This window comes from Acinetobacter sp. 24-47-67, assembly GCF_056779735.1.
In genome coordinates, this window is the sequence record NZ_JBWYIK010000006.1 from 95,113 (window position 1) to 119,729 (window position 24,617).

Below are 24,617 nucleotides of genomic sequence, written 5' to 3' on the forward strand. Positions count from 1 at the left end.
AGAGTTTAGCATTAAATTAATACAATCAGGGAGTATATTGTACTAATTTACTGCCTTGAAAATTCAACATTTACAGTGATGCCAATGCGCTGGATTGAGTATCATGTTCATGACTTAAACTTTGTTTTAAGGTACTCAATCGTCTTAATACACCAAGCATTAAAGAAAGTTGCTGTAAAACAATCAATGATTTATGTGAATCCTGATCATCTTTATTCAAACGTTCACGAATCGCGGACTCCAAATTTGTCAGATTTAGCTCAGGGAATTCATCTCGCAAAAAAGCACCTTGGATATCATTTAACGCTTGCTGAAGTAGCTCTAATGTTGACTGATCTTGAATTTTTTCACGGTGTGCACCTAGCGCAGCAATATAGCTGATAAATGTATGATTGAGACAGAGGAACTCAAATGCTAAAGCTTTTTGTGTTGGATCAAAATCAGGTTCTGTTGCTAATGTCGATATGAGTGATGCAACATCAGCATCACGATTATGTGCAGTGCGGCGGACTACGCGGTAGTTCAAACTGTTATTACGTCCATGATGGTACTGTTGGACGACTTCAGTAAGATACTGGCATTGAGCTTCAAGTGAACGTCTGATTGAATGGGGGAGTCGTCTGAATTTCCAATCTGGAAAAATAAAGCTCACCCCAAACCATGCCAATGCACAGCCAATTAAAGTATCTAACATTCGAGGAAATGCCGCTTGAAAACCTAAACCGTCCAAATTGAAATTAATTAAGGCTAAGATCGTAATAAAGGCAGTGGCTTGCGCATATTGCTTACTGCGTAATTCAAAAAATAGGACACCACTCACAATTAATAATAAAAGTTGACCTTCGACAGAAGGAACGAAATACAGAATTGCAAAACCAAGAATAATGCCACCAAGTGTTCCCATGATCCTGAGTCTCAGTCGACGTTTTGTGGCGTTGAAGTTTGGTTGACTAACAAATAGGGCTGTTAACAGTACCCAATAACCGTATTCGATATTGGTCACTTGAACAAAAACATATCCGATGAAAAGTACGATGGAAACACGAATTGCATGTCGAAAGAGTACGGATTCAGGGGTTAAATTTTGTTTGATACGAGAAACGATATCTTCCCAACCTTTCAGATCGTCATCTTTAAGTTGGTTTTCTAAATGTTTAGTGCGGTCAAATTTAATATGCCGTTCAGTTTCAAGATTTCGTAATTGAGCATCGATGGCTTTTAAGTTCTGGAGTAAGGCAAAAAGAGCATTAACCCAGATAAGATCATGTTTTTGTTCATCACGGATTTTTTCTAATGACTTTCTGAGATTACTAAATGCATGTTCAAAACGTGGATTATGCTGGTAAGTTGTGCGATTTAAGATGCTTTCACTTAAATCTTTACAGGCTTTTGCTTGCAGTGTAAGAATACGTTGGAAGCGAAATAAAATATCACTATGTTCAAAGGCTTTGGTTAATTGTTGATAATCAATATGTGCCGAGTCAGCGCGCTCGTGAATGTCCTGTGCAATAAAATAATATTGTAAGCTGCGACGGGTATCACTTTGACCACGATCTCCTTTTAATCGGGTAAGGAGTGTGGTTTTCATATCATTAAAGATACCTACTAGTTTCCCATTTTCCAGCGACAAGCTGATCATACTTTTTTGGTAGCTATTCGCTGTCATATCCACATCAAAGAGATTGGATTTAGCAAAAAGGAAATCACCGAGTGAAGAATAGCTTTTCGAGAGTTGATCTTGAACTTGTCGAGCTGGAAAAAGCAAGAAACTAAGCGTAGACAAGATCCCATACCAAATGGCACCAATCACCAAAAGACTGGGTTGCATGTACCATTCGTCAAAAATATCAACACCTAGCATGGCATAGACAGAAATTACTAAGCAACCATATGAGATGGTGGCATAACGTCTGCCTAATGAGCCTAGTAAAATGAGACCAATACAAGAGATGATCAGGCCTGAAGCAAAAAGCACAGGATATGAGAATAACAATTGAACAGAAGCTGCCGCAATAAAGAACCCAATATAGGTATAAATCAGATTCATGATACGTACTGAGAAGCGATCATCGATGTCGCTCAGCCCAGCAGCAACAACCCCTAATGTTAATGGAATCGTCATCAATTGCTGATCTAACAGATAGGGAATAAACGCGGTACCTGCGAAAGCCACAATCATCCGCAGGTTATACATGAATGAAGTATTATAGGTTGCTTTTTTAAGCTGAATCAGCCATTTGTTCAAACCAGAACCCTTTATAAATAGAGGATAGGGATAGATGAATATTAGTTGAATATTCATCTAATTTAAATTGGAATTATATGCTTGAAACTGACTGTTTGTCTGTATTAAACCACTCAAACTGGATGAGTGTTTTAATCCTTAAAAAATCAGTCTTCCAAGAAAACAGCAAACTCTTCAACTGGAACTCGAGGTGTTCTAAACGTATTTACAAGCGCATCGGTGTCGGCATAGCCTAAAGCCATTCCACAAACGAGCTCTTCGTTGGCAGGAGCTTCAAGAACATCAGTGACGATTTGATGAAAATGATTCCAGGCCGCTTGAGGGCATGTGTCTAAACCACGTGCTTTTGCTGCTAGCATAACATTTTGAATCATCATGGAAATATCCATTTTAGAGCCAATGCCCATGGCTTTATCCACGGTAAAGAAAATGCCAACAGGTGCATCAAATAATTGATAGTTTCTAAGATGTTGTGCAGCCATCTTATCCTTTTCACCTTTTTGAATGCCCAGCAATCCATAAAGTCCCCAACCATTTTCACGACGACGATCGATATACGGGGAAATCCATGTTTCTGGATAATAAGCAAAAGTCTCGTTGTATTGTTGAGCAAGTTCAGAGTTTTGATAAAGTTGCATTTGTGCATGACAAACTTGATCAATTAAACGTTGACGACGTGCGCCTGTCACCACATAGACTTTCCAGGGTTGAGTATTTGTGCCAGAAGGTGCTCTTGATGCGACTTCTAAGATTTCTTGGATAAGTTTTGTGTCTACGGGGTGATCTAAAAAGGCACGTATAGATTGGCGGCCAGTGATCACTTCATCAATGGCTTGAGTATGTTCTGTGGACATTGCAACTCCTATTTGAATAATTTTGGATGATCCATGATGTCTCTACGACTAAGGTATAATTTTGAATATGCTTTTAAATAAAGATTTTATAAATTATACAGATATAAACTTTTTTCAATTCATCATCAGAAATTGTGATTGAGAAAATTGGTTTTGACAATAAAAAACATTTAATTATGAAACATAAGTTGCTAGATTAAGTTACAACGAATACACATTATGTTACGTATTTATTTTAATCAATTCATCAAATTTTAAAAAAAGCAGTTTAGTGCATCGTTGATTATTTTAAATTAATCAAACGTTGTGATTGGGATTCAGCAGGTTGACCAAGCATATATGCACGGATGTAAGATGAAATAATTGGAGATTTTTAATGAGTCAATCAAAACATCAAACATTTTTAAAGAAAAGTTTAGCAATCGCAGTTGCAACTTTTGCAGTTTCTACTGCACAAGCAGCGACTGAAAAAGATGAAATTCAAAAATTACGCCAAGAAGTTGAGGCGTTAAAAGCTTTAATTCAACAGCAACATCAAGTACAACAACAGCAGCAAGTACAATTGGCTGAAGTTAAAGCTCAACCAGTAGCAGCAGCGCCTACAAACTTGAAAACTAAAGCAGGTGCTGAAGTGAATTTATATGGTTTTGTACGTGGGGATGCGAACTATATCATTGAAGGTGCTGACAATGACTTTAATGCTGTAAACAGCGTTGGAACGAGTAATAATCCGTTAGTTGAAGATAAATTACGTGCAACTGCAAAAACAACACGTCTTGGTTTAGATTTCAAATCTAAAGTAGAAGGGGCAGACGTTGGTGGTAAAGTAGAAGTGGACTTTGCAGGCTCAAATGAAGCATTACGTATTCGTCATGCGTATTTAACACTAAATAATTGGTTATTCGGTCAAACTACTTCAAACTTCTTGTCAAATCATGCTCCAGAAATGATCGATTTTGGTACCAACATTGGTGGCGGAACAAACCGTTTACCGCAAGTGCGTTGGTCTCACAAATTAGCGCCAACAACTCAATTATTTATTTCAGCTGAAGAGGGTAATTCTACTGGAGATGGTATTAAATACCGTCTTCCAACTTTAACTGCAAAAGTCACGCAAGCTTATGCAGAGGGTAAAGGTAATGCTTCAGCTCGTGCCTTAATCGAAAATTATAAATCTGATACCGCTGGTGATGATAAGACTGGTTTTGGTGTAGCGATCGGTACAAATTACCAAATTAGCGAACCACTCAAAGTATCTGCTGACGTGTCTTATGTAAAAGGAAACAGCAACTATTTATATGGCTCAAATAGTGCTTATGTTGTCGATGCAAATAACAACATTGAACAAAATGAGTTTATTGCAACGCAAGTGGGTGCTACATATAAGTTCTCACCTCAGTTACGCTCAACACTGGCTTATGGCGCACATTATGCTGATGACAGCACGGGATATGCTAAAACTAACCCAAGTGCAAATGAAACTGTTCAACAAGCCTGGATTAACTTCATTTACACACCTGTGAAACCTGTTGATCTAGGTGTTGAATATATCAATGGTAAGCGTGAGACTTTCGCAGGTCAGAGCTATAATGATGACCGTGTAGGCCTAATGGCGAAATACAGTTTCTAAGCATGATTTATAAAAAACCGAGCATAGTCTCGGTTTTTTTCACTTGTCATTCATCAGTTCAGACTAAAGAATATCTGAATTTTGCTGATTGAATAAACAAAAGTAATGCGAATTATAAAAAAAAGTGCATAATGTTCGGCTTAAACAGTGAGCAGTCCTGATCATCAGGAATTTCTTAATCATTTTAAGTTCACTAAAACATATTTAAGTGTTTGTTTGAGCCATAAATCAATTGTATCTAGCAAAACGCATGTCTAAGAATAGAGTGCGTTTTGTGCTACTGATTTATTTTGAAAAGTGTATGTTTTTTATTAACAAGATTGAATCCAATGAAATCGAGGAATTAATATATTGTTACTCAATTAAAAATTTTATCTATTCTTTTAGATAATCAATATTGAATAAGGATATGTTTATTTTTGGATGTGAGATTCGAAATAAATCTTATTGATTAAAAAACAAGCATAATATGAATTAACAGTCATCTGTATTTGCTGAGAATTAATGATGGAATTTACTTTTAACGCTTTTTACACGTTAATTGCTGCAGTAATAGTTTTATTGCTTGGCCGTTTTCTTGTCAACAAAATCGACTTCTTAAAAAAATATAATATCCCAGAGCCTGTAGCTGGTGGTTTGGTTGCTGCCATAGTTTCGTTAATTGTTCACAATTTGTGGGGCTACAGCATTACCACGAGTAGTGAATTGCAAACCAGTTTCATGTTGGTGTTTTTTGCCTCGATTGGTTTGAGTGCAAACTTCGCCAAACTCAAAGAAGGTGGTATGGGACTGGTGATCTTCCTGGTCTGTGTCGCATCATTTATTATCGTACAAAACTTTGTCGGTATGAGCCTTGCAACGTTACTTGGTATTGATCCACTTATTGGTTTAATTGCAGGTTCTATTACCTTAACGGGTGGTCATGGTACTGCTGGTGCATGGGGTGAGATTTTAGAAGTAGAGCATGGTATTCAAGGTGCTTTAGCACTGGGTATGGCAAGTGCGACATTTGGTTTGATTATTGGTGGTTTGATTGGTGGTCCATTAGCGAAATTATTGATTAATAAGCACCAGCTCTCATCACCAGTGACTAATTCGGTTGAAAAAGACACACGTGATGCGAATGCAATTGCAAATCCGAATGATCAAGGCGAGTTTGTGCCTTTTGAAAACCGTAATCAAGTTCGTTTAATCACTGCGGATAATGCGATTACCACATTAGGTTTATTTGCTGCGTGTTTGGCATTTGCTGAATTTATGACAGGTTATAGTAAAGGCACTTGGTTTGAGCTTCCAACTTTCGTTTGGGCATTAGGTGGTGGTGTTATCCTGCGTAACATCCTCGAAGGTCTCATGAAAGTGGAAATCTTCGATCGTGCAATTGATGTATTTGGTAATGCCTCTTTATCCTTATACCTAGCAATGGCACTTCTTTCACTTAAGTTGTGGCAATTGGCTGATCTTGCAGGCCCATTGGTTGTAATCTTAACAGCTCAAACCTTAACTATGGCTTTGTACGCAGCATTTATCACTTTCCGTGTGATGGGTAAAAACTACGATGCAGCAGTTCTTGCAGCAGGTCACTGTGGTTTCGGTATGGGAGCAACACCAACAGCTGTTGCAAACATGCAGGCGATTACAAATATGTATGGTCCTTCACATAAAGCATTCCTCATTGTACCTTTATGTGGCGCATTTTTTGTTGACTTAATTAATGCAACTGTAATTCAGATGATTTTAAAATTCTTTGCTTAACATAAAATCTTCTTAATAAAATGTCATGTACAAAAAGCCCCGCATCTGGGGCTTTTTGTCATAAAAAATTCATACAGACGACTTGTCAAAGATATGCTTTCATTCAGTTTTGATTTTTAATTTCTGATGCAATGAAGAAGTTTGTACTCCTGATTTCCCTCTTACCTTTGATTGGCTTACAAGCCTGTCAACAGGTTGTAGCCAAAGCTCAGCTTTCAAAATCTGTGTCTACACCTTTGGTGAATGCTTCATCTCATATCATTAAAAATAAGCATAAGAAAACTGATGCTCCAAGTATTGCATTGGTGCTTGGTAGTGGGGGAGCGCGAGGCTATGCGCATATTGGTGTCATTGAAGTTTTAGAGCAACGTGGAATCAAGCCTGATTTTATTGTTGGTACCAGCGCAGGGAGTATAGTCGGGTCAATATATGCCAGTGGAAAATCAGCAAAATCGTTACGTGAAGTTGCATTAAATATGCAAGTCAATGATGTACGTGATTTTAACATTGGTATTCAAGGATTTTTTGATGGCGCTAAGGTTGAGAACTATGTCAATAAACAAGTGGACTTTATGCCCTTAGAACAGCTTCCTATTCCAATGTATGTGGTGGCAACAGAGTTAAAAAATGGAAATTTAACAGTATTTAACTATGGTAATACTGGGCAAGCAGTGAGAGCTTCTATCTCTATTCCAAGTATGTTTATTCCCGTAAAAATTGCTGATAAGGATTATGTTGATGGCGGTTTAGTGAGCCCTGTACCAGTCAATGTGGCGAGAGAATTAGGGGCAGATATTGTCATTGCTGTTGATATTTTGGCCCAGCCAGAGCACACGGAAACCTCGAATGTGTGGGGGATGTTTAATCAAAATATAAATATTATGCAAAATAAGATCGCGTATAACGAGCTAAAAAATGCAGATATTGTGATACAGCCAGATCTAAGAGAAAAAGCACATATCTTTGATGTTAAGGGTCGTGAAAATACGATTCAAGCAGGTATGACTGCAGCATTGAACAAAGTTAGTTTATTAGATCAGATACGTCATCGGACGATAGGACAATATGATGCTCATCAGTATCCTGCCCATGATGATAGTAAAAGAGCTGTTTGTTTAAATTGCTAAATTGAATCAGATCTTAATTGTCTCATAAAATATATATAAAAAATAAGTAAAATCATTGTTATAAATTGAATGATTGTTATATTGGGGTCATAAAAATGAGGGTTAGTACTTTATCTAACCCTTAAAAAGATGAAATATAAATTAAGGTGTAGTGTGTCAGTTTTTCAAGTTGGTCAAATTGTTTATTTAGCGTCAAATTCAGATATTACATTCGAAATAATACGAATTAACTATGATGAAACCTATGAAATCCAAGTCAAGAATCAAGCATCGTTAAAGTTAAAATACGATAATATTTCTGCTGAGATGCTTCGTTTAGTCAAAGATGAATAAATTTTAAGCAAATTTATCATAGTTTCTGAGAGTGAATGATTTCCTCTGATACTTTTAAGCTATCAAGTCTTGAAATTATTGGAGTTTGTTTCTGATTTAAACATTTTATAATCAAGAAAAAAGTTATAATAGTGTATTAAATCTCCTGTCATGATTGAGTTCTAATATTTATGTCCGAATTTAACCAAGCGTTACCGCTTGCAGATGATCAGTCTGAATTAACGATGTCTGTATTAATGACGCCGGATATGGCGAATTTCTCAGGTAATGTACATGGTGGAACAATTTTAAAGCTGCTTGACCAAGTTGCTTATGCGTGTGCAAGTCGATATTCAGGTTCTTATGTGGTAACTTTATCTGTTGATAAAGTGAACTTTAAAGAACCAATCCACGTGGGTGAGTTGGTGACTTTTTTAGCCAGTGTGAATCATGTGGGGCGTACCTCAATGGAAATTGGGATCCGCGTTGAAGCACAAAATATTCAAAAACGTACGGTACGACATACCAATAGTTGTTATTTCACAATGGTCGCTGTGGATGAACATGGGAAACCAAAACAAATTCCACCGCTAAACCTAGATAATGACTGGAAACGCTGTCGTTTTGAAGCTGCTGAGCATCGTAAAATTGCTCGTTTGAATGAAAATCATCATCCTTCTTGCAGCATATATAAGAAATCGGTTTAAGAAAAAAGACTTCACATGGTGAAGTCTTTTTTTATGGATTTTGTAGCTTGGCGAGGGTATGTCCATTGACAATCATGTACCAATTCCCTTGTGCATCCTTGTAGGGGTGACGAGTGACAATAAATTTCGTGTTGATAGGACCTAAACCTGTTTCAAATCCAGTATCTGAAAACTGTTTAATTGGAGCTGAAACGGCGGTTTTTTTACTGAGCTGATTGTTACTATATTCTATACGACCATTAGCAGTAATATTCAATTGAACACGACTGTCAGCGCTAATCCAATGTCCTACATAATCCAGTTTATCCTCTGGTAAAGGTTTGGAACATGCAACCAGCCATAGGCTGAGTATAGCTATCCCAAGAAATTTCTTCATTTTCATGTCACGTGCTTAGAATTAAATTGGCTTTTTGGTTAAAATATGTGATTTATTTGTCATTTATATCGTTTTATAATAATTATGTATATGTGTTTATCGTAATTTATAGAGAATCATTCAAAAAAACAGGCATAAAAAAGTAGAGCTGTAGCAAAGCTCTACTTTTAATCAGATCAAGCCATCGGCGGAAGACTCGGTCTAAAATTCAGTCAATTTATTTTTGATTAATTACTGAGCAGGTTGAGCTACAGGAGCTTCAGTACCTTCTTCAGCTGCAACCTCTGTACCCGGTTGAGCAGCTGTTGGTTGACCAGCAGCAGTAGTTTCAGCATTCACTGGTTGTTCTTGAGAAGAAATCAACACTTCCTGTTTTTTTTCATCTTTTGCTTCTGTTGCAGCAAATGTTGAGAAAGCTGTGAAGGCAAGTGTAGTTGCTAATAAAGTTTTAACTAAATTCATGAGTGGCATCCTTATTCAATAAAATAAATTAGAATTTAATCTCATAAGCTTTCCGAGGAGAGAAGCGAATATGAAATTAAATCTAGATCATCGTGTAAAATGTTAAAAGCTGAATCGCCTCTAATACGGTTAGCGAGTCAACGAAATTCATCCTAAGTCCAGAAGCTCAATTGGGCAATCAATGCAACAAAGTGAAACACGATAGTTAACGCACGACTAACAAACCAAGGTGTAATGTATTTTTTTTGTCTCAATGAGAGTCAATATGCCTCATAAAGTTGTCAAAAAATATGTCATGGTGAAGAAAAAAACAGCAATTTTTTTACTTAGTTTTACATTTGAAAAGGTTCGATTAGAAAATCAAAATTGAAGTTTTGAATTAAATTCAGAGTAATGATCTGTGAAATAGATTTACATATTTTTAATTTTGATTCAACAGTTCACTTATCCTATTTAATTCCAATCATTTAGTCTTTTGAATTCATGCATTCATATACATTATGAGGAAAATTATCCTAGACTTGTTTTTTAGATAAATTCCGACAAGAATCCGTACACCTCTTCAAATTCAGAGATCCATTTTGAAAGTACTTGCAACTCAGTCAGTGCCTACACATATCATTACAGGTTTTTTAGGTGCAGGGAAAACCACGCTTTTACAACAACTTCTCAAATTTAAACCTAAAAATGAGCGATGGGCTGTATTGATGAATGAGTTTGGTCAAATTGGCGTTGATCAACAGTTATTGCCAAATAATGATGGCTATGAAATCAAAGAGCTATTGGGTGGATGTCTGTGTTGTACAAGTCAATTGCCAATGCAAATTGCATTGTCTCGGTTATTACAAGAATCTCACCCAGATCGGCTATTTATAGAGCCGACAGGGTTGGGTCATCCTGCACAGTTGGTTGAACAACTGACTGAACCACATTGGCAACATCTAGTTGCCATGCGTTCTGTAGTGACCGTGATTGATGGATCTCGTTTACATGACTCTGATTGGATGAGGCAGAGTTTATATCAAGATCAGTTAAAAGCGGCTCAAGTTGTGGTTGTGTCTCATGCTTCGGACATGAATGACATGGATCGAAAAAAATTGGCTGGTTTAAAACAACAATATTTAGCTTATATTCCACATTGGCTTGAAGCTGATCAAGGCAATATTCGCTTAGAACAAATTGATTATCCTTATGTGGGAATTCAGCGTTCAATGCAACCCTTATTCAAGGTTCAGCGACAGTTCAAAGCTGAGGAGGAAATGCCAGTTGTAAAGCAACTTCCATATCATTACGTCGAACAGGCTCAAGGGTATATTGTGGCAGGATGGAAGCTTCCAAAACGTTGGCAGTTTGATTTTTATGAATTATTAGACATCCTTTGTGAGCTAAAACACTGGGTACGTATTAAAGGCATCTTCAATACCAACCAAGGTTGGATGACATTCAATTTTAATCCTGATCAATTCAATTACAAATCTGGCGAAGAGAATACTGATAATAGGATTGAAGTGATAACCCAGCAGAATCAAGATTGGGAGCATTTAGAGCAATCAATTCTTAAGGCGCGAATCGATGATCAATAAAATCGTTAGATCATTCAACTCAGAATACAGACGGATTGAAAAGCATTTTCTCAATGTACGCTGAATCGGGTATGCTTAGCACCAAATTTGAGGATACCCCTTATGGCGTTAAAAGCGACGATTTATAAAGCAGATTTAAACATAGCCAATATGGATGTTCATCAATATGGCGACTATCAGTTAACGATGGCTCTACATCCGTCGGAAACGATTGAACGTTTGATGGTTCGAGTATTGGCATATGCTCGTTTTGCAGATGAGCATTTAGAATTTACTAAAGATTTATTTGAAACTGATGAGCCAGCATTTTGGCAGAAAGATTTAACAGGTCAGTTAGAAAAATGGATTGAAGTGGGTAGTCCAGACGAAGATAAAGTAAAAAAAGCGAGTGCGCGTTGTAAGGAAGTTGCGGTGGTCACTTATGGATCATCAGTGGATGAATGGTATAAGCGCAACAGTAAATTGAAAACATTGAAAAATGTGCAAATCTGGCAACTCAGTGAAAAAACAACGGCACAAATCCAAGCATTGTGCGAACGTACAATGCAACTGCAATTAAATGTGATGGATGGCGAGTGGACATTGATTTCAGATCAAGGTCAAGCTGAGATTGAGTGGACTCAATTACAGTAAGCCACTAAGATTTTAAAGATTAAATTTGGAGTAAGCACATGACGGCTGAATTAGAAATTATTGACTTGGTGGTAGGTGAAGGTAAAGAGGCTGTAAAAGGTGCTTTAATTACCACTCATTATACTGGTTGGTTGGAAGATGGTACGAAGTTTGATTCATCATTAGACCGTGGTAATTACTTTGAGACTGTGATTGGTACAGGTCGTGTCATTAAAGGTTGGGATCAAGGTATTATTGGAATGAAAGTTGGGGGTAAGCGTAAACTGATTGTGCCTGCACATTTGGCTTATGGTGAGCGTAAAATGGGGAATATTATCCCAGCCAATTCTAATCTAATCTTTGAAATAGAATTGTACGATGTAAAAACTCGCGATTAATTAAAGTCGATGAAAAGCCCTGCATTGCAGGGCTTTTTTATGTTACAAGAATGCTGAGCGTACAATAGATATAACAAAAAATTTCTAAAAAACGCACCGACTCAGCAGAATTAGGATTACTATTCAAAAAATTCATTCAAACAAAATTAGGGATATAAGCGCTGAATGTTTAAGTCATTTTTTCCGAACCCAAAGTGGTTTTTTCTCTCTGTTGTCTTATGGTTTTTTATTAATCTCGCTTTATGGTTTTTTGCGGATGGAAAACAATGGGGCGAATATTTAGGTTTTCCTCAAGGTTATGCAGAGGCTGAACTTGCGATTAATATCAGTCGTTTTTGGTCACCGCAATTTTTGTGGTTTTATCTATGGTTCTTGGTGGCGACCGCCTTATTTGCACTGTTTTGGAAAATAAAATCAGACAATCCGTGGCAGCGTTGGTCAGTATGGGGATCTGCATTTATCCTTTTTAATATTTGGTTAACAGTACAAGTCAGCGTTGCTGTGAATGCATGGTATGTACCATTTTGGGATTCTATTCAACAGATTTTAAATTCTGGTGGTGGTGAGGTGGATAAACTCTATGCGGAATCATGGACTTTTATCAGCTTGGCCAGTATTTCAGTGACATCAGGCGTCATCAGCGCTTTCTTTACCAGTCACTATATTTTTAGATGGCGTACAGCAATGAACGAATACTATGTTCAGCATTGGGAGAAATTACGTCATATCGAAGGTGCTTCGCAACGTGTACAGGAAGACACCATGCGTTTTGCAACGATCGTTGAGGATTTAGGAGTCGAGTTAGTCCGTGCAGTACTGATGTTAATTGCCTTTCTTCCTTTATTATTTGCATTGTCTGCGAAAGTGCCTGTTCTACCGTTTATTGGTGAGTTGCAATATTCTTTAGTATGGGCTGCGATTGGATGGGCGGTATTTGGTACTGTCTTATTAATGGTGGTGGGTATGAAACTGCCAGGATTAGAATTTAATAATCAAAAAGTGGAAGCGGCATATCGTAAAGAGTTGGTATACGGCGAAGACCATGAAAATCGTGCGCAACCTGCAACCTTAAAACAACTTTTTAAGAATATTCGTGCTAACTATTTTAAATTGTATTTCCATTATGCCTATTTCAACTTGTTTGCACGTTGGTATGGACAACTGGATAATCTCTATATGTTATTTGTGTTGTTCCCCGCGATTGCAGCAGGCCTGTTGACACTGGGATTGATCCAACAAATTATGGGTGTATTCAATCGTGTTCGTGAGTCATTCCAATACTTGGTGAGTTCGTGGAAAACGATTATTGAGCTACTTTCTATCCGTAAACGTCTAAAAGCATTTGAATCTATTTTGGATAAGTAGTGCCCATCATGGATTTAAATTATTAAAAAAAGGCTCGTATATACGAGCCTTTTTTATGTCTGAGTGAGAACTTAGAGCGTGCTGAAAATATTTTTTAGAATCTTACAAAACCACTTACGTGCGTCTAAGTCATCCTTATGGTTATACCAGTTAACACTGACATTGAATGGGCGAACTTCAAAAGGGAGTTCAAAAATTTGGATATCCGTATGCTGCTGATAAACCTTCGCGGCTCTCGAAGGCAAAGTAACCAGAAGTTCTGAGTGTTTTACCACGTTCTGCAAAACACTGAAATGTGGGACTTCAAGCATGATCTGACGAGAATGACCAAGTTCTTTTAAACGCTGATCAATTTCAATATGACCAGTACTCGATTTGATCGCAACATGTTTTTCCGATAAATACGCTTCCATGCTGAGCTTTTGCTGTATGCGCGGATGCTCTTTTTTAGCGATACAGACATAACGTTCCTCAAACAAATTTCGAGATTCAATTTTGGGCATAATGGTGTGACTGCTATTAAAAACAGCCACATCCAAAAAGCCTTCAACCAGCCATTCCTCTACTTTTTCTGAGTGAATTTCCTCAATTTCAAGTTTGATATTGGGCGCATGTTGTTCTAAATATTCAATCAGCGAGGGAAGTAAACAAATTTCTCCTAAATCAGAAATGCCTAAACGAAATACTTTTGAAGAGGTTAACGGGTCAAAATGCTTGGCAGAATCAATCGCCATATCAATTTTAACAATCGCTTCGTAAAAACTTGGATAAAGACTTTGTGCAAGCTTAGTGGGTTTAACACCAAACTTGTCACGTACAAAAAGCTGATCATTCAGCATTTTCCGCAGTCGATTTAAATTATAGGTGACGGAAGGTTGACTGAGATTCAAACGCTCTGCGGCGTGACTGATATTTTGAGTTTGATAAATAATAATAAAAACTTTAATCAGACTTAAATCGATCAACTTTACATTCCTTGTAAATATTTAGAGACAGTCGCTATATCGAATAACCACTGTAACAAAAAAAGAGAGAGTTAACTCTCTCTTTTATTTTTAATGACTTACATGTTGTTGATGAATCATCTACTCATAAGCCACGTTTTTAACGCCGTTTGCTGCGCCTGCAATTTTTTTATTGCGCAGATGGATCGCAGTCACACTGATCACTGCAATCATACAAGGGATAGATAAGGCAATGAAATTATATTGCACTGGCAAATTAAGGCTAAGTAACCATCCACATAAGATTGGACCCAAAATTGCGCCTAAACGACCTACGCCAAGTGCCATACCTAGACCTGTCGCACGTATGTTAGATGAATAATATTGTGACATATAAGCCAACAATAAAATTTGTCCGCCAATCGATGCTGCACCTGCGACTGCTACACAGAAGTAAAGCACCATGGTTGGTAAGTTATAGCTTAACAAGAATAGGGAAATTGCGCCGCTCACAAACAAGGTGCAAAGAACTTTAGGTAAACTGAATTTATCAGCAAAAAAACCACCAAAAATTGCACCCAGCATACCACCAATATTGAGCGCAAATAGGAACACTAAACTGGTTGAGAGGTTGTAGCCAGCTTCCATCATCAGTTTAGGTAACCAGTTACCAAGCGCGTATACCAATACCAATGCCATAAAGACACTTGCCCAGAATAGAACAGTGGTTACTCCACGACTTTCAGTAAATAAGTCTTTCACTGGTGATTTAGACGATTCTTGGTTTTCTTGATGCAGACTAATGCGCATATCAGCAGGAATTCTTAGATTTGTGTCAATTTGTTCTAAGATGTGAGCAGCTTCTTTATGCTTATTTTGACGAACCAAGTAATCGATGGATTCAGGCAATAACTTCCAAATGATTGGCAATAGAATGAGTGGAATACCTGCAATCATAAACATGATTTTCCAGCCAAATTGCGGTACTAGCCACATGCCTAAAATGGCAGAGCACATTCCGCCTACAGCGTAACCACTAAACATCAATGACACTAAGGTGGAGCGTAAACGTTTAGGCGCATACTCCGTCATTAGTGTAATAACGTTCGGCATCACGCCACCAAGACCTAAGCCAGCAATAAAGCGATAGATCCCGAACTCTTGAGGATTGCTCGCTAGGCCACACATCACGGTAAAACCACTAAAAATGACAATACAAACTGCAATCAGTTTCTTACGGCTAAAGCCATATTTTTCAAGTTTGTCACTCATACTGCCAAAAATGATGGCTCCAAACATCATGCCAAAGAGGGCAAGACTTCCTAAGAAGCCCGCCGTCATTGGATCGATTGCCCATTCTTGCATGAGTTTAGGCAATGCCACACCGTAGATGACTAAGTCATAGCCATCAAAAATAATAATCAATGCGCTGAGTAAGATGACTCGCCAGTGAATGGCTTTGAGTTTGGCATGATCAATAATTTCATTTGCATTTAACGTATTCATGGAGACCTCCCTGGTCAATGAATCGGTTGATAACAGTCCTGTTAGTGTTTTTGCTTATTTATATGGCTTCAGCCACAAGATTTTTCTCGATTGCTTGGCCTAAGCGTTGTTGTGCAAGTTCAACGTCTTTCTCTAAATCGTGTTGCCATAACCAATCAAAACGGTGTGCCAAATGTTGACCTACACTGTCAAAGTCTGGATACAGGGGTGAATATAATTCGTAAATCTCACCAGATTCTCTTGACGTGTTTTGTACACGGATGGCACGCTCTTTGCGCAGTTGCTCATAGACATGAGAGAGTTGTGCAAGGTCTTCAGTGCAGATTTGCGCTGAGTGATGTTCCAGATGTTTGAATAATGCAGAAAGAATTAAAGCATCTTCAAGACCCTGACCAGCACCAGCTCCTTGGTGTGGCAACATGGCATGTGCTGCATCACCAATCAAAATGACATTGTGTTCGCTGTTTTGATAGGTCTTAAGTGGCTCAATCTCATGAAGCGCCCAGATGGTAGGTTTTTCAATTAAGTTCAGTAATGCGCGACAGCTCTCACTCCAATCCGCAAAATCAGCCAGCATTTCAGTATTGGTTGTTGGTCGTGTCCAAGGAGTCCCTTCTGGCAGAGTTGTATTCTTGCGATCTGACTTAAAGGCAACAATATTGATTTCTTCACCTTTACGAATAGGGAAAGTTAAGATGTGTTTGTCTTTACCCAATAACATTTGTGGGACATCTGCAAGTTCAGGATCGTGTCCAAGTTCTGCAATGACCTGTTTAAAATCTAAATATTTGATAATGCCGCGATAAGCCCATGTTCCTGAAAATTGAGGATCGACTTTTGGAAGTTGATGCGATGCCAATACATGATCACGCACAACAGAATGGATACCATCACAACCAATCACGTAATCTGCTTCAACCACTTCACCATCTTGGAAAGTTAAATGAACACCAGCGCTTGAAGCTTCAACAGATAGTACACGTTTATTGAAATGTGCATTTTGTGAAGGAACGAATGGAATAAGTGCATCAAGAAAATCAGCACGATGCACAGAAGATTGACCGACTTGAGGTGCGATCGAAGCTGATAGGTATTCATCGGTATAGCCATTACGCCATTGGAACCAGATATCTTGATAAGGTGCAGCAACTGTATCCGCAATGGCGTGATATTCTTCACCCAAGCCTAGAAGCTCAATTGCTTTAACAGCATTGGCACCAAATGAAATGCCTGCACCAATTTCTGAAAATTGTGCTGCTGACTCATATAAATGCACATCAAATTTTTTATTTTTTACTAAGTTGGTCATTAAAGCTAATCCAGCAATACCACCACCAATGAGCGCAATCTTAATTCTTCTTTCCATGATTCAATTCCGAGTTTTTTGCCCTGAATAAGATCATTACTGATTTTTAACTACTTATCCAATTTATATATTTTGGTGAAAACTATTTAAAAAATTGATAGTTTGAATTTGACATCTATTCCCACTGGTTTTGAAGCTTTATTGTCAATATATGAACATTCATGTGCATGATTTAGCAAATTTACTACCTAAATTTTCATGTGCTTACTTGTTTTACAGTGTATCTGTAGGGAAATGCGTTCAGGATGTGATACAACAAAAACATAATGACAACGATGAAAATTGAGTTTAAGTGATGACATTAAAAATGAATAAAACTGCTTTACGTACACTGTGTGCATCGGCTTTGATCATGGGCGTATCGACATTTTCGAATGCGGGAGCAGCTGTAGATCAATTGAGTGATTGTTTGGTCAAGTCGACGACCGCTGCTGATAAAACGACAGTACTACAGTGGACATATTCAGCACTGTCTACTCATCCTGATTTAAAAGGCTTTAGTAATGTCAGTGCTGAGCAACGTACTGCATTGGATCAAAAGTTAGCGCAAGTCTTGCAACGTGTGATCGTAGAGCAATGTTCAACACAGACTAAAGCGGTGATTCAAGCTGAGGGTATTCAAGCTGTTGGTGAAAGTTTCCAAGCATTGGGTCGTAGTGCAGGGGAGGAAATCATTAAAAATCCTGAAGTGAATAATCAGCTGAAAGGGGTGGTGCGTTATATTGATTTAAATAAATTGGTGACAACATTCCTCACCCCAGATATTTGGAACAAGCTTGGGATCACTCGTTAATCTCTTATTCTAATAAATGGTAATTAAATAAATAAGTTATCGATTGATGAATGTAGGGTGGCGTTACTCAACATCATAATTCAAACTAGAGAAAAGGCAGGATGATATCCTGCCTTTTCACATTGTACACACAGAAATTATTTGAATAACAGTACGCTTTTACCTTGCGTATGACCCTCTAAAATGTCTCGATAGGCTTGCTGTGCTTCTGTAAAAGGATATTCACGACTGACTGTCCAATTGAAGGTATTATCTGCAACGCCTTCGACCACATGTTTTAAATTGGAAACATTACGTTTAACCCAGACCGCTTGAATTTTAGCGGATGACAGTTTGCGTCCTGCAATCGTGCCCATAAATCCGCCATTTTTTACTGTTGCCAATGAGGCTTGAGTGGCATCCTCGTTACCTGCCATATCAATTGAAGCATCAAATTGATCTGGATGGGCTTGTTTCAGACGCTCAATCAATCCTTCGCCGTACACGACAGGAATCGCCCCTAAACTGCGGATATAGTCTTGGTTTTTTGCTGATGCCGTTGCTACGACGGTAATGCCACGACTCACTGCCAATTGGATAGTGATCGAACCAACACCGCCTGACCCACCGTGTACCAATAAGCTTTGCATTGGGCCAATTTCATCTAAAATGGTCATGGCAGTTTGAGCTGCTCCTGCAATCGAGCCTGCAATCGACCATTCTAGATTTTTAGGTTTTGCGACTAAATTTGAGAGGGGCACGTCTATCACTGTAGCATGGGTAAATGCTCCACCAGAACCCAACACTTCGTCACCGACTTTCCATACACTGTTTTCAGGTAGGTCTACGATTACCCCTGCAAACTCAGTTCCAAAGGTTTGTGGGAGTTTTGCATGTTTGAATTCACCTGTCATGCGACGTGCATCAATGGGGTTAATCCCTGCGGCTTTGACTTGGATGCGTGCCATGTCAGGGTTTAATGGTGGGAGTGTGTAGTCTGTAAATTCAAGGACTTCGGGTTGTCCGTAGCTTTGGGCGTTGAGTACTGTTGATTTCATGATTTGTTTCATTCTTCTTGATGATGAAATCAGTATAGAAGAGTGAAAGCAGGCAAATGAAGATCGAAAAATAGAACAGTGTTTTCTGATGTTTAGATTTTTTATTTTAAAAGATGCCTCTCCCTTGCGAACTCAAAATATATTTTGAGGATTCTCATCACTTGCGCTTCGATTTAAAAGCAATGCTTTAAATGTTGCTCAGGAGAGGGAACATCTATTACTAAGTACATGACAGAGTTTGAATTGCAATGAAAGCTCTTTCTCCCACTGGGATGAGAAGCATTGCTTCGCAAGGGGATGAGGGTATTAGAAATCACGCATAAAAAAAGACTTTGAAAGTTGAATACGTCCTAAGTGTTCGAGTTTGGGAATAGAGGATACTTTTTTGATGGTCATATTGTTTTTGGTGTGAAGTATTTGGTTGATTGTATGACTAAAATTTTAAATTTAAAAAATATCCTATACCTCAATTTCTATTTTAATAAAGCATAATAATCACGGTTATCTATTTCATGACACAAAAATCCTTACCTAATTAATAGGTTGTTGTGAAAAGTGGAGTTAGAAAATGCATAATTTAATTATTTTTATGTGATTAAAATATTGTTTTTTTACGTTTATTTTTATTATTATAAGTTTGAAATTTTTTTGTTGTTAATCTAATGGAAAATATTTTTAAAGAAAATTTAAAACAATTACTTTCTGCATACTTTCAAAGTATTAAAGGAAAGAAAGATTTTAATTTAAATGATATTGAAAAAACTTACCAAATTTCATGCAATTATTTAATAAACGAAGTTAAAGTAGATAAAGATAATCAAAGTGAAAAAGACGAAAAGAATTTCTTTTTAGAATATTACAAATATCTCTTTGTAATTTGTAAGGAGGCAGTAGATCCATTTCTAAATGAAGAGTTTATACAAGAAGAATTTAAATCAAATTTATTTAAGAATTTACTGCAACTATGGATGTATAAGAATGAGTTATTTAAAGATAAAGTTTTTTCTAAGAAATATAAAGAAATAGTGGAAAATGTCTTTATGGCAGACTTTATGGGACTACAATATTTTTTCGAATATAAAATTACTAAGCATAATTATAAAAAAATAGAGACATTGTTTTTATTGGGTATAGCAAGACTACTCATTCTAAACGTACTAAAAAGTCTGAATGTTAGGTTTAATAAATTTGAAAGGAAAGTTGCACACTATACAAGAGTGGATGTGGCAAACTTTATTATTAATGATGATAAACTTTTCAGGATGAATTCTACCGAGTTTATGAATGATCCAACAGAAGGCTCCTTAGTGAAGGAATTTTTGTCATTACAAAAAGTAGATACATATGCTTATCAGCATAACTTCCTATCTTGTTTTACTTTTAATCATAACTATTTAAATCAATTTAGATTATATGGCAGAACTAAAGGTATGGATGGAACAGGTGTTAGTTTAGTACTTAATGAAAATTTTTTTGATAAATTGAATCGGTTTTATTTTAATGATGACGAAGTAGAGTTAGATTTGCATATTGGTAAGAATAATAAATTACCTCTTTTTAGATGTTGCTATTTCGACCCTAAATCAGAGTACATTTCAATCGCCAAACGCTCTAAATTTTCTTTTTTTCAAGAATTTAAGGGGCAAAAAAATGCTGAACAGATAGAAAGTGATTGGTTGGAGTATATGAGTTTTATTAAACCAATCGAGAAAGACATCAGGGATAATTTAAATTATTTAAAAGTAGTCATTAATGATTTGAAAAAAACCTACTATATTGGAAATGAGAAGGTTTGGAATATAATTGAAGATTTTATGAAACCGATTAATTATCTATTTAAACATTCTGCTTTTAAGGAGGAAGAAGAATGTAGAATTATAAAAGTTACTAATTTAAATGATAAAAATATAAAAAATGAGTTGAATGCAGATGGACAGACTTTTACATATATTGAATATCCAACTGACCTGAAAACATCATTGGCTAATATATATATTGGTCCAGCCTCCGCAAAATATTTAACATATTTTAAAGTTTCTTTGATAAAGAAGAAAAAGAAAGAAGTAAAAATTTGCGTCTCTGATAATCCTTTACGTATTTAAACTAAAAAACCCGCTCTAAAGCGGGTTTTTCATTTCAAAACTAATTAGTATCAACCAATTAATTGCTTCATCAATTCATTCACTTGAGCAGGGTTGGCTTTACCTTTCGCTGCTTTCATCACTTGACCCACAAGACCGTTGAAAGCTTTCTCTTTACCAGATTTATACTCTTCAACCATTTTCTCATTGGCAGCAAGTACTTCCTTAATAATTGCTTCAATTGCGCCTGTATCAGTTTCCTGTTTCAAGCCTTTTTCCGTAATAATCTCGTCCGCAGTTTTGCCTTCTTCCCACATAAAGCCGAACACTTGTTTTGCAATCTTACCGTTAATCGTGTTGTCCACAATACGTGCAATCATGCCACCAAGTTTTTCTGCTGTTACAGGAGAGTCAGCCAACTCTAAGCCCGCTTTGTTCAGCGCCCCTGAGAATTCACCCATCACCCAGTTCGCAGCAATCTTACCTTGTGCAGCACCGCCAGCAGCCTTAACAACTTCTTCATAAAACTCTGACATTTCACGCGTAAGCGTAAGAACGTGCGCATCGTACTCAGTTACACCAAAGTCCGCCACAAAACGCGCACGACGTGCAGCAGGAAGCTCAGGCATAGCCGCTTTAATCGCTTCGATTTGCTCATCTGCAATGATCACAGGCAACAAGTCTGGGTCAGGGAAGTAGCGGTAATCGTTCGCTTCTTCTTTAGAACGCATTGAACGCGTTTCCATTTTCACAGGGTCGAACAAACGAGTTTCTTGGTCGATGGTGCCATCCCATTCCAAGATTTCCATTTGACGTTCAATTTCAACATTGATCGCTTGTTCAATGAAACGGAATGAGTTGAGGTTTTTAAGCTCACAACGTGTACCAAACGGCTGACCCGGACGACGTAAAGACACGTTACAGTCGGCACGGAACGAACCTTCTGCCATGTTGCCGTCAGAAATGCCTAACCAACGCACAAGGGTGTGAATCGCTTTAATGTAGGCAACAGCTTCTTCAACCGAACGCATATCTGGTTCAGATACGATTTCTAAAAGCGGCGTACCTGCACGGTTTAAGTCGATACCTGACATCCCTTCAAATTGGTCATGGATCGATTTACCTGCATCTTCCTCAAGGTGCGCACGGGTTACGCCAATGCGTTTAACTGTGCCATCTTCAAGTTGGATGTCGATATGACCCAAGCCCACAATTGGGTTGTCCATTTGGCTGATTTGGTAGCCTTTTGGAGAGTCAGGGTAGAAGTAGTTTTTACGTGCAAATACTGACGCTTGGTCGATGTAAGCATCGATACCCAAACCAAAGCGAATGGCAAGATCAACCACTTCTTTGTTCAATACAGGCAGTACGCCCGGCATTGCCAAATCAACAAGGCTCGCTTGTGTATTTGGGGCTTGACCAAATTCAGTTGAAGAACCTGAGAAGATTTTAGATTTAGTCGCAAGTTGAGTGTGAATCTCAATACCAATAACGACTTCCCAACCATCAATCAAATTTGACTTAGGTTTTGCATTGTTCTTCGCCATTATGCATTCTCCTCAGCAATTGCAGCGCGTTTGGTGTGCCAATCAGTTGCTTGTTGGTATTGGTGCACCACAGACAACAATTGAGATTCTGACCAGTAGTTACCAATCAACTGTAAGCCAACAGGTAAATTATTTTGATCAAAACCAACAGGCGCGTTAATCGCAGGAAGACCTGCAAGGTTGACCGCGATGGTATAGATATCGCCCAAGTACATTTCAACTGGAGAAAGGTTTGCACCAATCTTATACGCCGTTGTCGGCGCAGAAGGCGCAGCAATCACGTCAACAGACTCGAATGCTTTTAAGAAATCTTGTTGGATTAAACGACGTACTTTTTGTGCTTTGACATAGTACGCATCGTAATAACCTGCAGACAGCGCATAAGTGCCAATCAAGATACGGCGTTGAACTTCAGCACCAAAACCTTCAGAACGAGAACGTTTGTACAAGTCCATGATGTCTTTTGGATCTTCACAGCGGTAGCCATAACGTACGCCGTCAAAACGTGACAAGTTAGAAGATGCTTCAGCAGGGGCAATCAGGTAATAGGTTGGAACATATGCCTCAGTCATGTTGAGGTCAATTTCAACAAGCGTTGCGCCCATCTCTTCCAATTTTTTTAGAGATTCTTCAACACGTGCTTTAACGTCAGCAGCTAAACCTTCAACATTAAAGTACTGTTTTGGAATACCAATGCGTAAACCTTTTACAGACGTGCCGTTCAAGTTTGCAACGTAGTCATCAGCATCTTTTTGTACAGAGGTTGAATCTTTTGCGTCATGTCCTGCCATCACGTTCATGAGGTAAGCACAGTCTTCTGCCGAACGCGCCATTGGACCGCCTTGGTCAAGTGATGATGCATAGGCAATCATACCGAAACGTGATACACGACCATAGGTTGGTTTTAAGCCTGTAAGGCCACAGAACGATGCAGGTTGACGGATTGAACCACCTGTATCTGTACCAGTCGCAAACGGTGCAAGGTCAGCTGCTACAGCCGCAGCAGAACCACCTGATGACCCGCCTGGGACACGATCTAAAGCCCAAGGGTTCGCCGTTGCACCGAAGTAAGATGATTCTGATGTAGAACCCATGGCAAATTCGTCCATGTTCACTTTACCTAAAGTCACTAGGCCCGCAGCTTTACCTTTCGCTACAACGGTTGCGTCGTACGGAGAGATAAAGTTGTCTAGCATTTTAGAACCAGCCGTGGTTTTAATGCCTTGCGTACAGAAAATATCTTTATGTGCAATAGGTAAACCCGTCAAAGCGATCGCTGTTCCTGCTTTGATCGCTGCATCAGCTGCATCAGCTTGAGCCAATGCTTGTTCAGCAGTCACAGTGACATAAGATTTGACTTGCGCATCAATTTTTTCAATACGGTTTAAATAATGTTGCGTCAATTCACGTGAAGAGAATTTAGCGGTTGCTAAACCATCGATAAGTTCACGAACCGATAAGCGATGTAAATCTGTCATGAGAAAAATTCTTAACTAAAATTTAAATAGGGCAAAACTGAACAATTATTCAATTACACGTGGAACAAGATACAAACCGTCTTGCACAGCTGGTGCAACGGCTTGATAGTCATCACGATGGTTTTGTTCAGACACAGCGTCTTCACGTAATGGCTGCGGATGGTCAAATGGGCTCTTTAATGGCTCAACACCTTCGGTATCAATGCCTTTCAAGGTTTCCATCATTCCTAAAATTTTATTCAAACTTTGAGCATATTCAGCAGATTGAGTGTCATCCAAAGACAAGCGTGCTAAGTGTGCAATGCTTGAAACGGTTTGTGCATTTAAATCTGCAGATTGCTGAGCATCTGATGCTGACATGCTGTCTCACCTAATCAGTAATAAAAATATTCAAAATATCATGCGTTATAATAAGCGATTGACTTGTCCAAAGCATCAC

Annotated in this window: 22 protein-coding genes; 11 read left to right on the forward strand and 11 right to left on the reverse strand. The window is 38.1% G+C overall.

Annotated elements, in window-relative coordinates:
- Positions 1–70: 70 nt before the first annotated feature.
- Positions 71–2,245, reverse strand: coding sequence for a YccS family putative transporter (gene yccS, locus AC1M9K_RS09150; RefSeq protein WP_481589092.1), 2,175 nt, complete (start codon positions 2,243–2,245; stop codon positions 71–73).
- Between the two features lie 146 nt (positions 2,246–2,391).
- A complete protein-coding gene (locus tag AC1M9K_RS09155) occupies positions 2,392–3,099 on the reverse strand; it encodes a nitroreductase (protein WP_481589093.1) in 708 nt (235 codons plus the stop codon).
- 376 nt (positions 3,100–3,475) lie between these two features.
- On the opposite strand from AC1M9K_RS09155, the gene AC1M9K_RS09160 reads away from it, so the two are divergent.
- From AC1M9K_RS09160 to AC1M9K_RS09180, 5 genes are all read left to right on the forward strand, one after another.
- Positions 3,476–4,729 carry a DcaP family trimeric outer membrane transporter gene (locus AC1M9K_RS09160; protein WP_481587266.1) on the forward strand — a complete coding sequence of 418 codons (1,254 nt, stop codon included), beginning with the start codon at positions 3,476–3,478 and terminating at the stop codon, positions 4,727–4,729.
- A gap of 507 nt (positions 4,730–5,236) precedes the next feature.
- A complete protein-coding gene (gltS, locus tag AC1M9K_RS09165; protein WP_481589128.1) occupies positions 5,237–6,484 on the forward strand; it encodes a sodium/glutamate symporter in 1,248 nt (415 codons plus the stop codon).
- Between the two features lie 131 nt (positions 6,485–6,615).
- Positions 6,616–7,611, forward strand: a complete 996-nt coding sequence (locus tag AC1M9K_RS09170) for a patatin-like phospholipase family protein (RefSeq protein ID WP_481589094.1) — start codon at positions 6,616–6,618, stop codon at positions 7,609–7,611.
- Positions 7,612–7,764: 153 nt separating this feature from the next.
- Positions 7,765–7,944: a hypothetical protein gene (locus AC1M9K_RS09175; protein WP_035268348.1), complete on the forward strand. Its 180-nt coding sequence runs from the start codon at positions 7,765–7,767 to the stop codon at positions 7,942–7,944.
- Between the two features lie 170 nt (positions 7,945–8,114).
- Positions 8,115–8,630, forward strand: coding sequence for an acyl-CoA thioesterase (locus tag AC1M9K_RS09180; RefSeq protein ID WP_035268353.1), 516 nt, complete (start codon positions 8,115–8,117; stop codon positions 8,628–8,630).
- Between the two features lie 31 nt (positions 8,631–8,661).
- On the opposite strand, the gene AC1M9K_RS09185 is transcribed toward AC1M9K_RS09180, so the two are convergent.
- Entirely contained in the window at positions 8,662–9,012 is a 351-nt protein-coding gene (locus tag AC1M9K_RS09185) for a hypothetical protein (protein ID WP_481589095.1), read from the reverse strand.
- Positions 9,013–9,237: 225 nt separating this feature from the next.
- Complete coding sequence (locus tag AC1M9K_RS09190) at positions 9,238–9,468, reverse strand: hypothetical protein (protein ID WP_035268355.1); 231 nt, start codon at positions 9,466–9,468, stop codon at positions 9,238–9,240.
- A 581-nt stretch (positions 9,469–10,049) separates the two neighbouring features.
- Between AC1M9K_RS09190 and AC1M9K_RS09195 the strand changes: the two genes are divergently transcribed.
- From AC1M9K_RS09195 to sbmA, 4 genes are all read left to right on the forward strand, one after another.
- Positions 10,050–11,051, forward strand: a complete 1,002-nt coding sequence (locus tag AC1M9K_RS09195; protein ID WP_481589096.1) for a CobW family GTP-binding protein — start codon at positions 10,050–10,052, stop codon at positions 11,049–11,051.
- Between the two features lie 102 nt (positions 11,052–11,153).
- Positions 11,154–11,684 carry a YaeQ family protein gene (locus tag AC1M9K_RS09200; RefSeq protein ID WP_481589097.1) on the forward strand — a complete coding sequence of 177 codons (531 nt, stop codon included), beginning with the start codon at positions 11,154–11,156 and terminating at the stop codon, positions 11,682–11,684.
- A 38-nt stretch (positions 11,685–11,722) separates the two neighbouring features.
- On the forward strand, positions 11,723–12,061 hold the full coding sequence (locus AC1M9K_RS09205) for an FKBP-type peptidyl-prolyl cis-trans isomerase (RefSeq protein WP_035268363.1): 339 nt from the start codon (positions 11,723–11,725) through the stop codon (positions 12,059–12,061).
- Positions 12,062–12,226: 165 nt separating this feature from the next.
- Positions 12,227–13,426 carry a peptide antibiotic transporter SbmA gene (sbmA, locus tag AC1M9K_RS09210; RefSeq protein WP_481589098.1) on the forward strand — a complete coding sequence of 400 codons (1,200 nt, stop codon included), beginning with the start codon at positions 12,227–12,229 and terminating at the stop codon, positions 13,424–13,426.
- A 71-nt stretch (positions 13,427–13,497) separates the two neighbouring features.
- Here sbmA and AC1M9K_RS09215 read toward each other — a convergent pair whose 3' ends face one another.
- From AC1M9K_RS09215 to salA, 3 genes are all read right to left on the reverse strand, one after another.
- Positions 13,498–14,388 (reverse strand): LysR family transcriptional regulator, encoded by an 891-nt coding sequence (locus tag AC1M9K_RS09215; protein WP_228143106.1) that lies wholly within the window; start codon positions 14,386–14,388, stop codon positions 13,498–13,500.
- A gap of 123 nt (positions 14,389–14,511) precedes the next feature.
- Entirely contained in the window at positions 14,512–15,876 is a 1,365-nt protein-coding gene (locus AC1M9K_RS09220; protein ID WP_051586596.1) for an MFS transporter, read from the reverse strand.
- Positions 15,877–15,934: 58 nt separating this feature from the next.
- Positions 15,935–17,242, reverse strand: coding sequence for a salicylate 1-monooxygenase (gene salA, locus AC1M9K_RS09225; RefSeq protein ID WP_481589099.1), 1,308 nt, complete (start codon positions 17,240–17,242; stop codon positions 15,935–15,937).
- 307 nt (positions 17,243–17,549) lie between these two features.
- On the opposite strand from salA, the gene AC1M9K_RS09230 reads away from it, so the two are divergent.
- Positions 17,550–18,035, forward strand: coding sequence for a hypothetical protein (locus AC1M9K_RS09230; RefSeq protein ID WP_481589100.1), 486 nt, complete (start codon positions 17,550–17,552; stop codon positions 18,033–18,035).
- 137 nt (positions 18,036–18,172) lie between these two features.
- Here AC1M9K_RS09230 and AC1M9K_RS09235 read toward each other — a convergent pair whose 3' ends face one another.
- On the reverse strand, positions 18,173–19,072 hold the full coding sequence (locus AC1M9K_RS09235) for an NADP-dependent oxidoreductase (RefSeq protein ID WP_481589101.1): 900 nt from the start codon (positions 19,070–19,072) through the stop codon (positions 18,173–18,175).
- Between the two features lie 662 nt (positions 19,073–19,734).
- Between AC1M9K_RS09235 and AC1M9K_RS09240 the strand changes: the two genes are divergently transcribed.
- Positions 19,735–21,174, forward strand: coding sequence for a DUF2971 domain-containing protein (locus AC1M9K_RS09240; protein ID WP_481589102.1), 1,440 nt, complete (start codon positions 19,735–19,737; stop codon positions 21,172–21,174).
- A gap of 50 nt (positions 21,175–21,224) precedes the next feature.
- On the opposite strand, the gene gatB is transcribed toward AC1M9K_RS09240, so the two are convergent.
- From gatB to gatC, 3 genes are read right to left on the reverse strand one after another with little or no spacing between them, the layout of a single operon-like run.
- Positions 21,225–22,700 (reverse strand): Asp-tRNA(Asn)/Glu-tRNA(Gln) amidotransferase subunit GatB, encoded by a 1,476-nt coding sequence (gene gatB / locus AC1M9K_RS09245; protein WP_481589103.1) that lies wholly within the window; start codon positions 22,698–22,700, stop codon positions 21,225–21,227.
- Positions 22,700–24,178 carry an Asp-tRNA(Asn)/Glu-tRNA(Gln) amidotransferase subunit GatA gene (gene gatA, locus AC1M9K_RS09250; RefSeq protein WP_481589104.1) on the reverse strand — a complete coding sequence of 493 codons (1,479 nt, stop codon included), beginning with the start codon at positions 24,176–24,178 and terminating at the stop codon, positions 22,700–22,702. Before gatA ends, gatB begins: the two co-directional genes overlap by 1 nt.
- Positions 24,179–24,223: 45 nt before the next feature.
- Positions 24,224–24,538, reverse strand: a complete 315-nt coding sequence (gene gatC / locus AC1M9K_RS09255) for an Asp-tRNA(Asn)/Glu-tRNA(Gln) amidotransferase subunit GatC (protein WP_035269791.1) — start codon at positions 24,536–24,538, stop codon at positions 24,224–24,226.
- Positions 24,539–24,617: the final 79 nt, after the last annotated feature.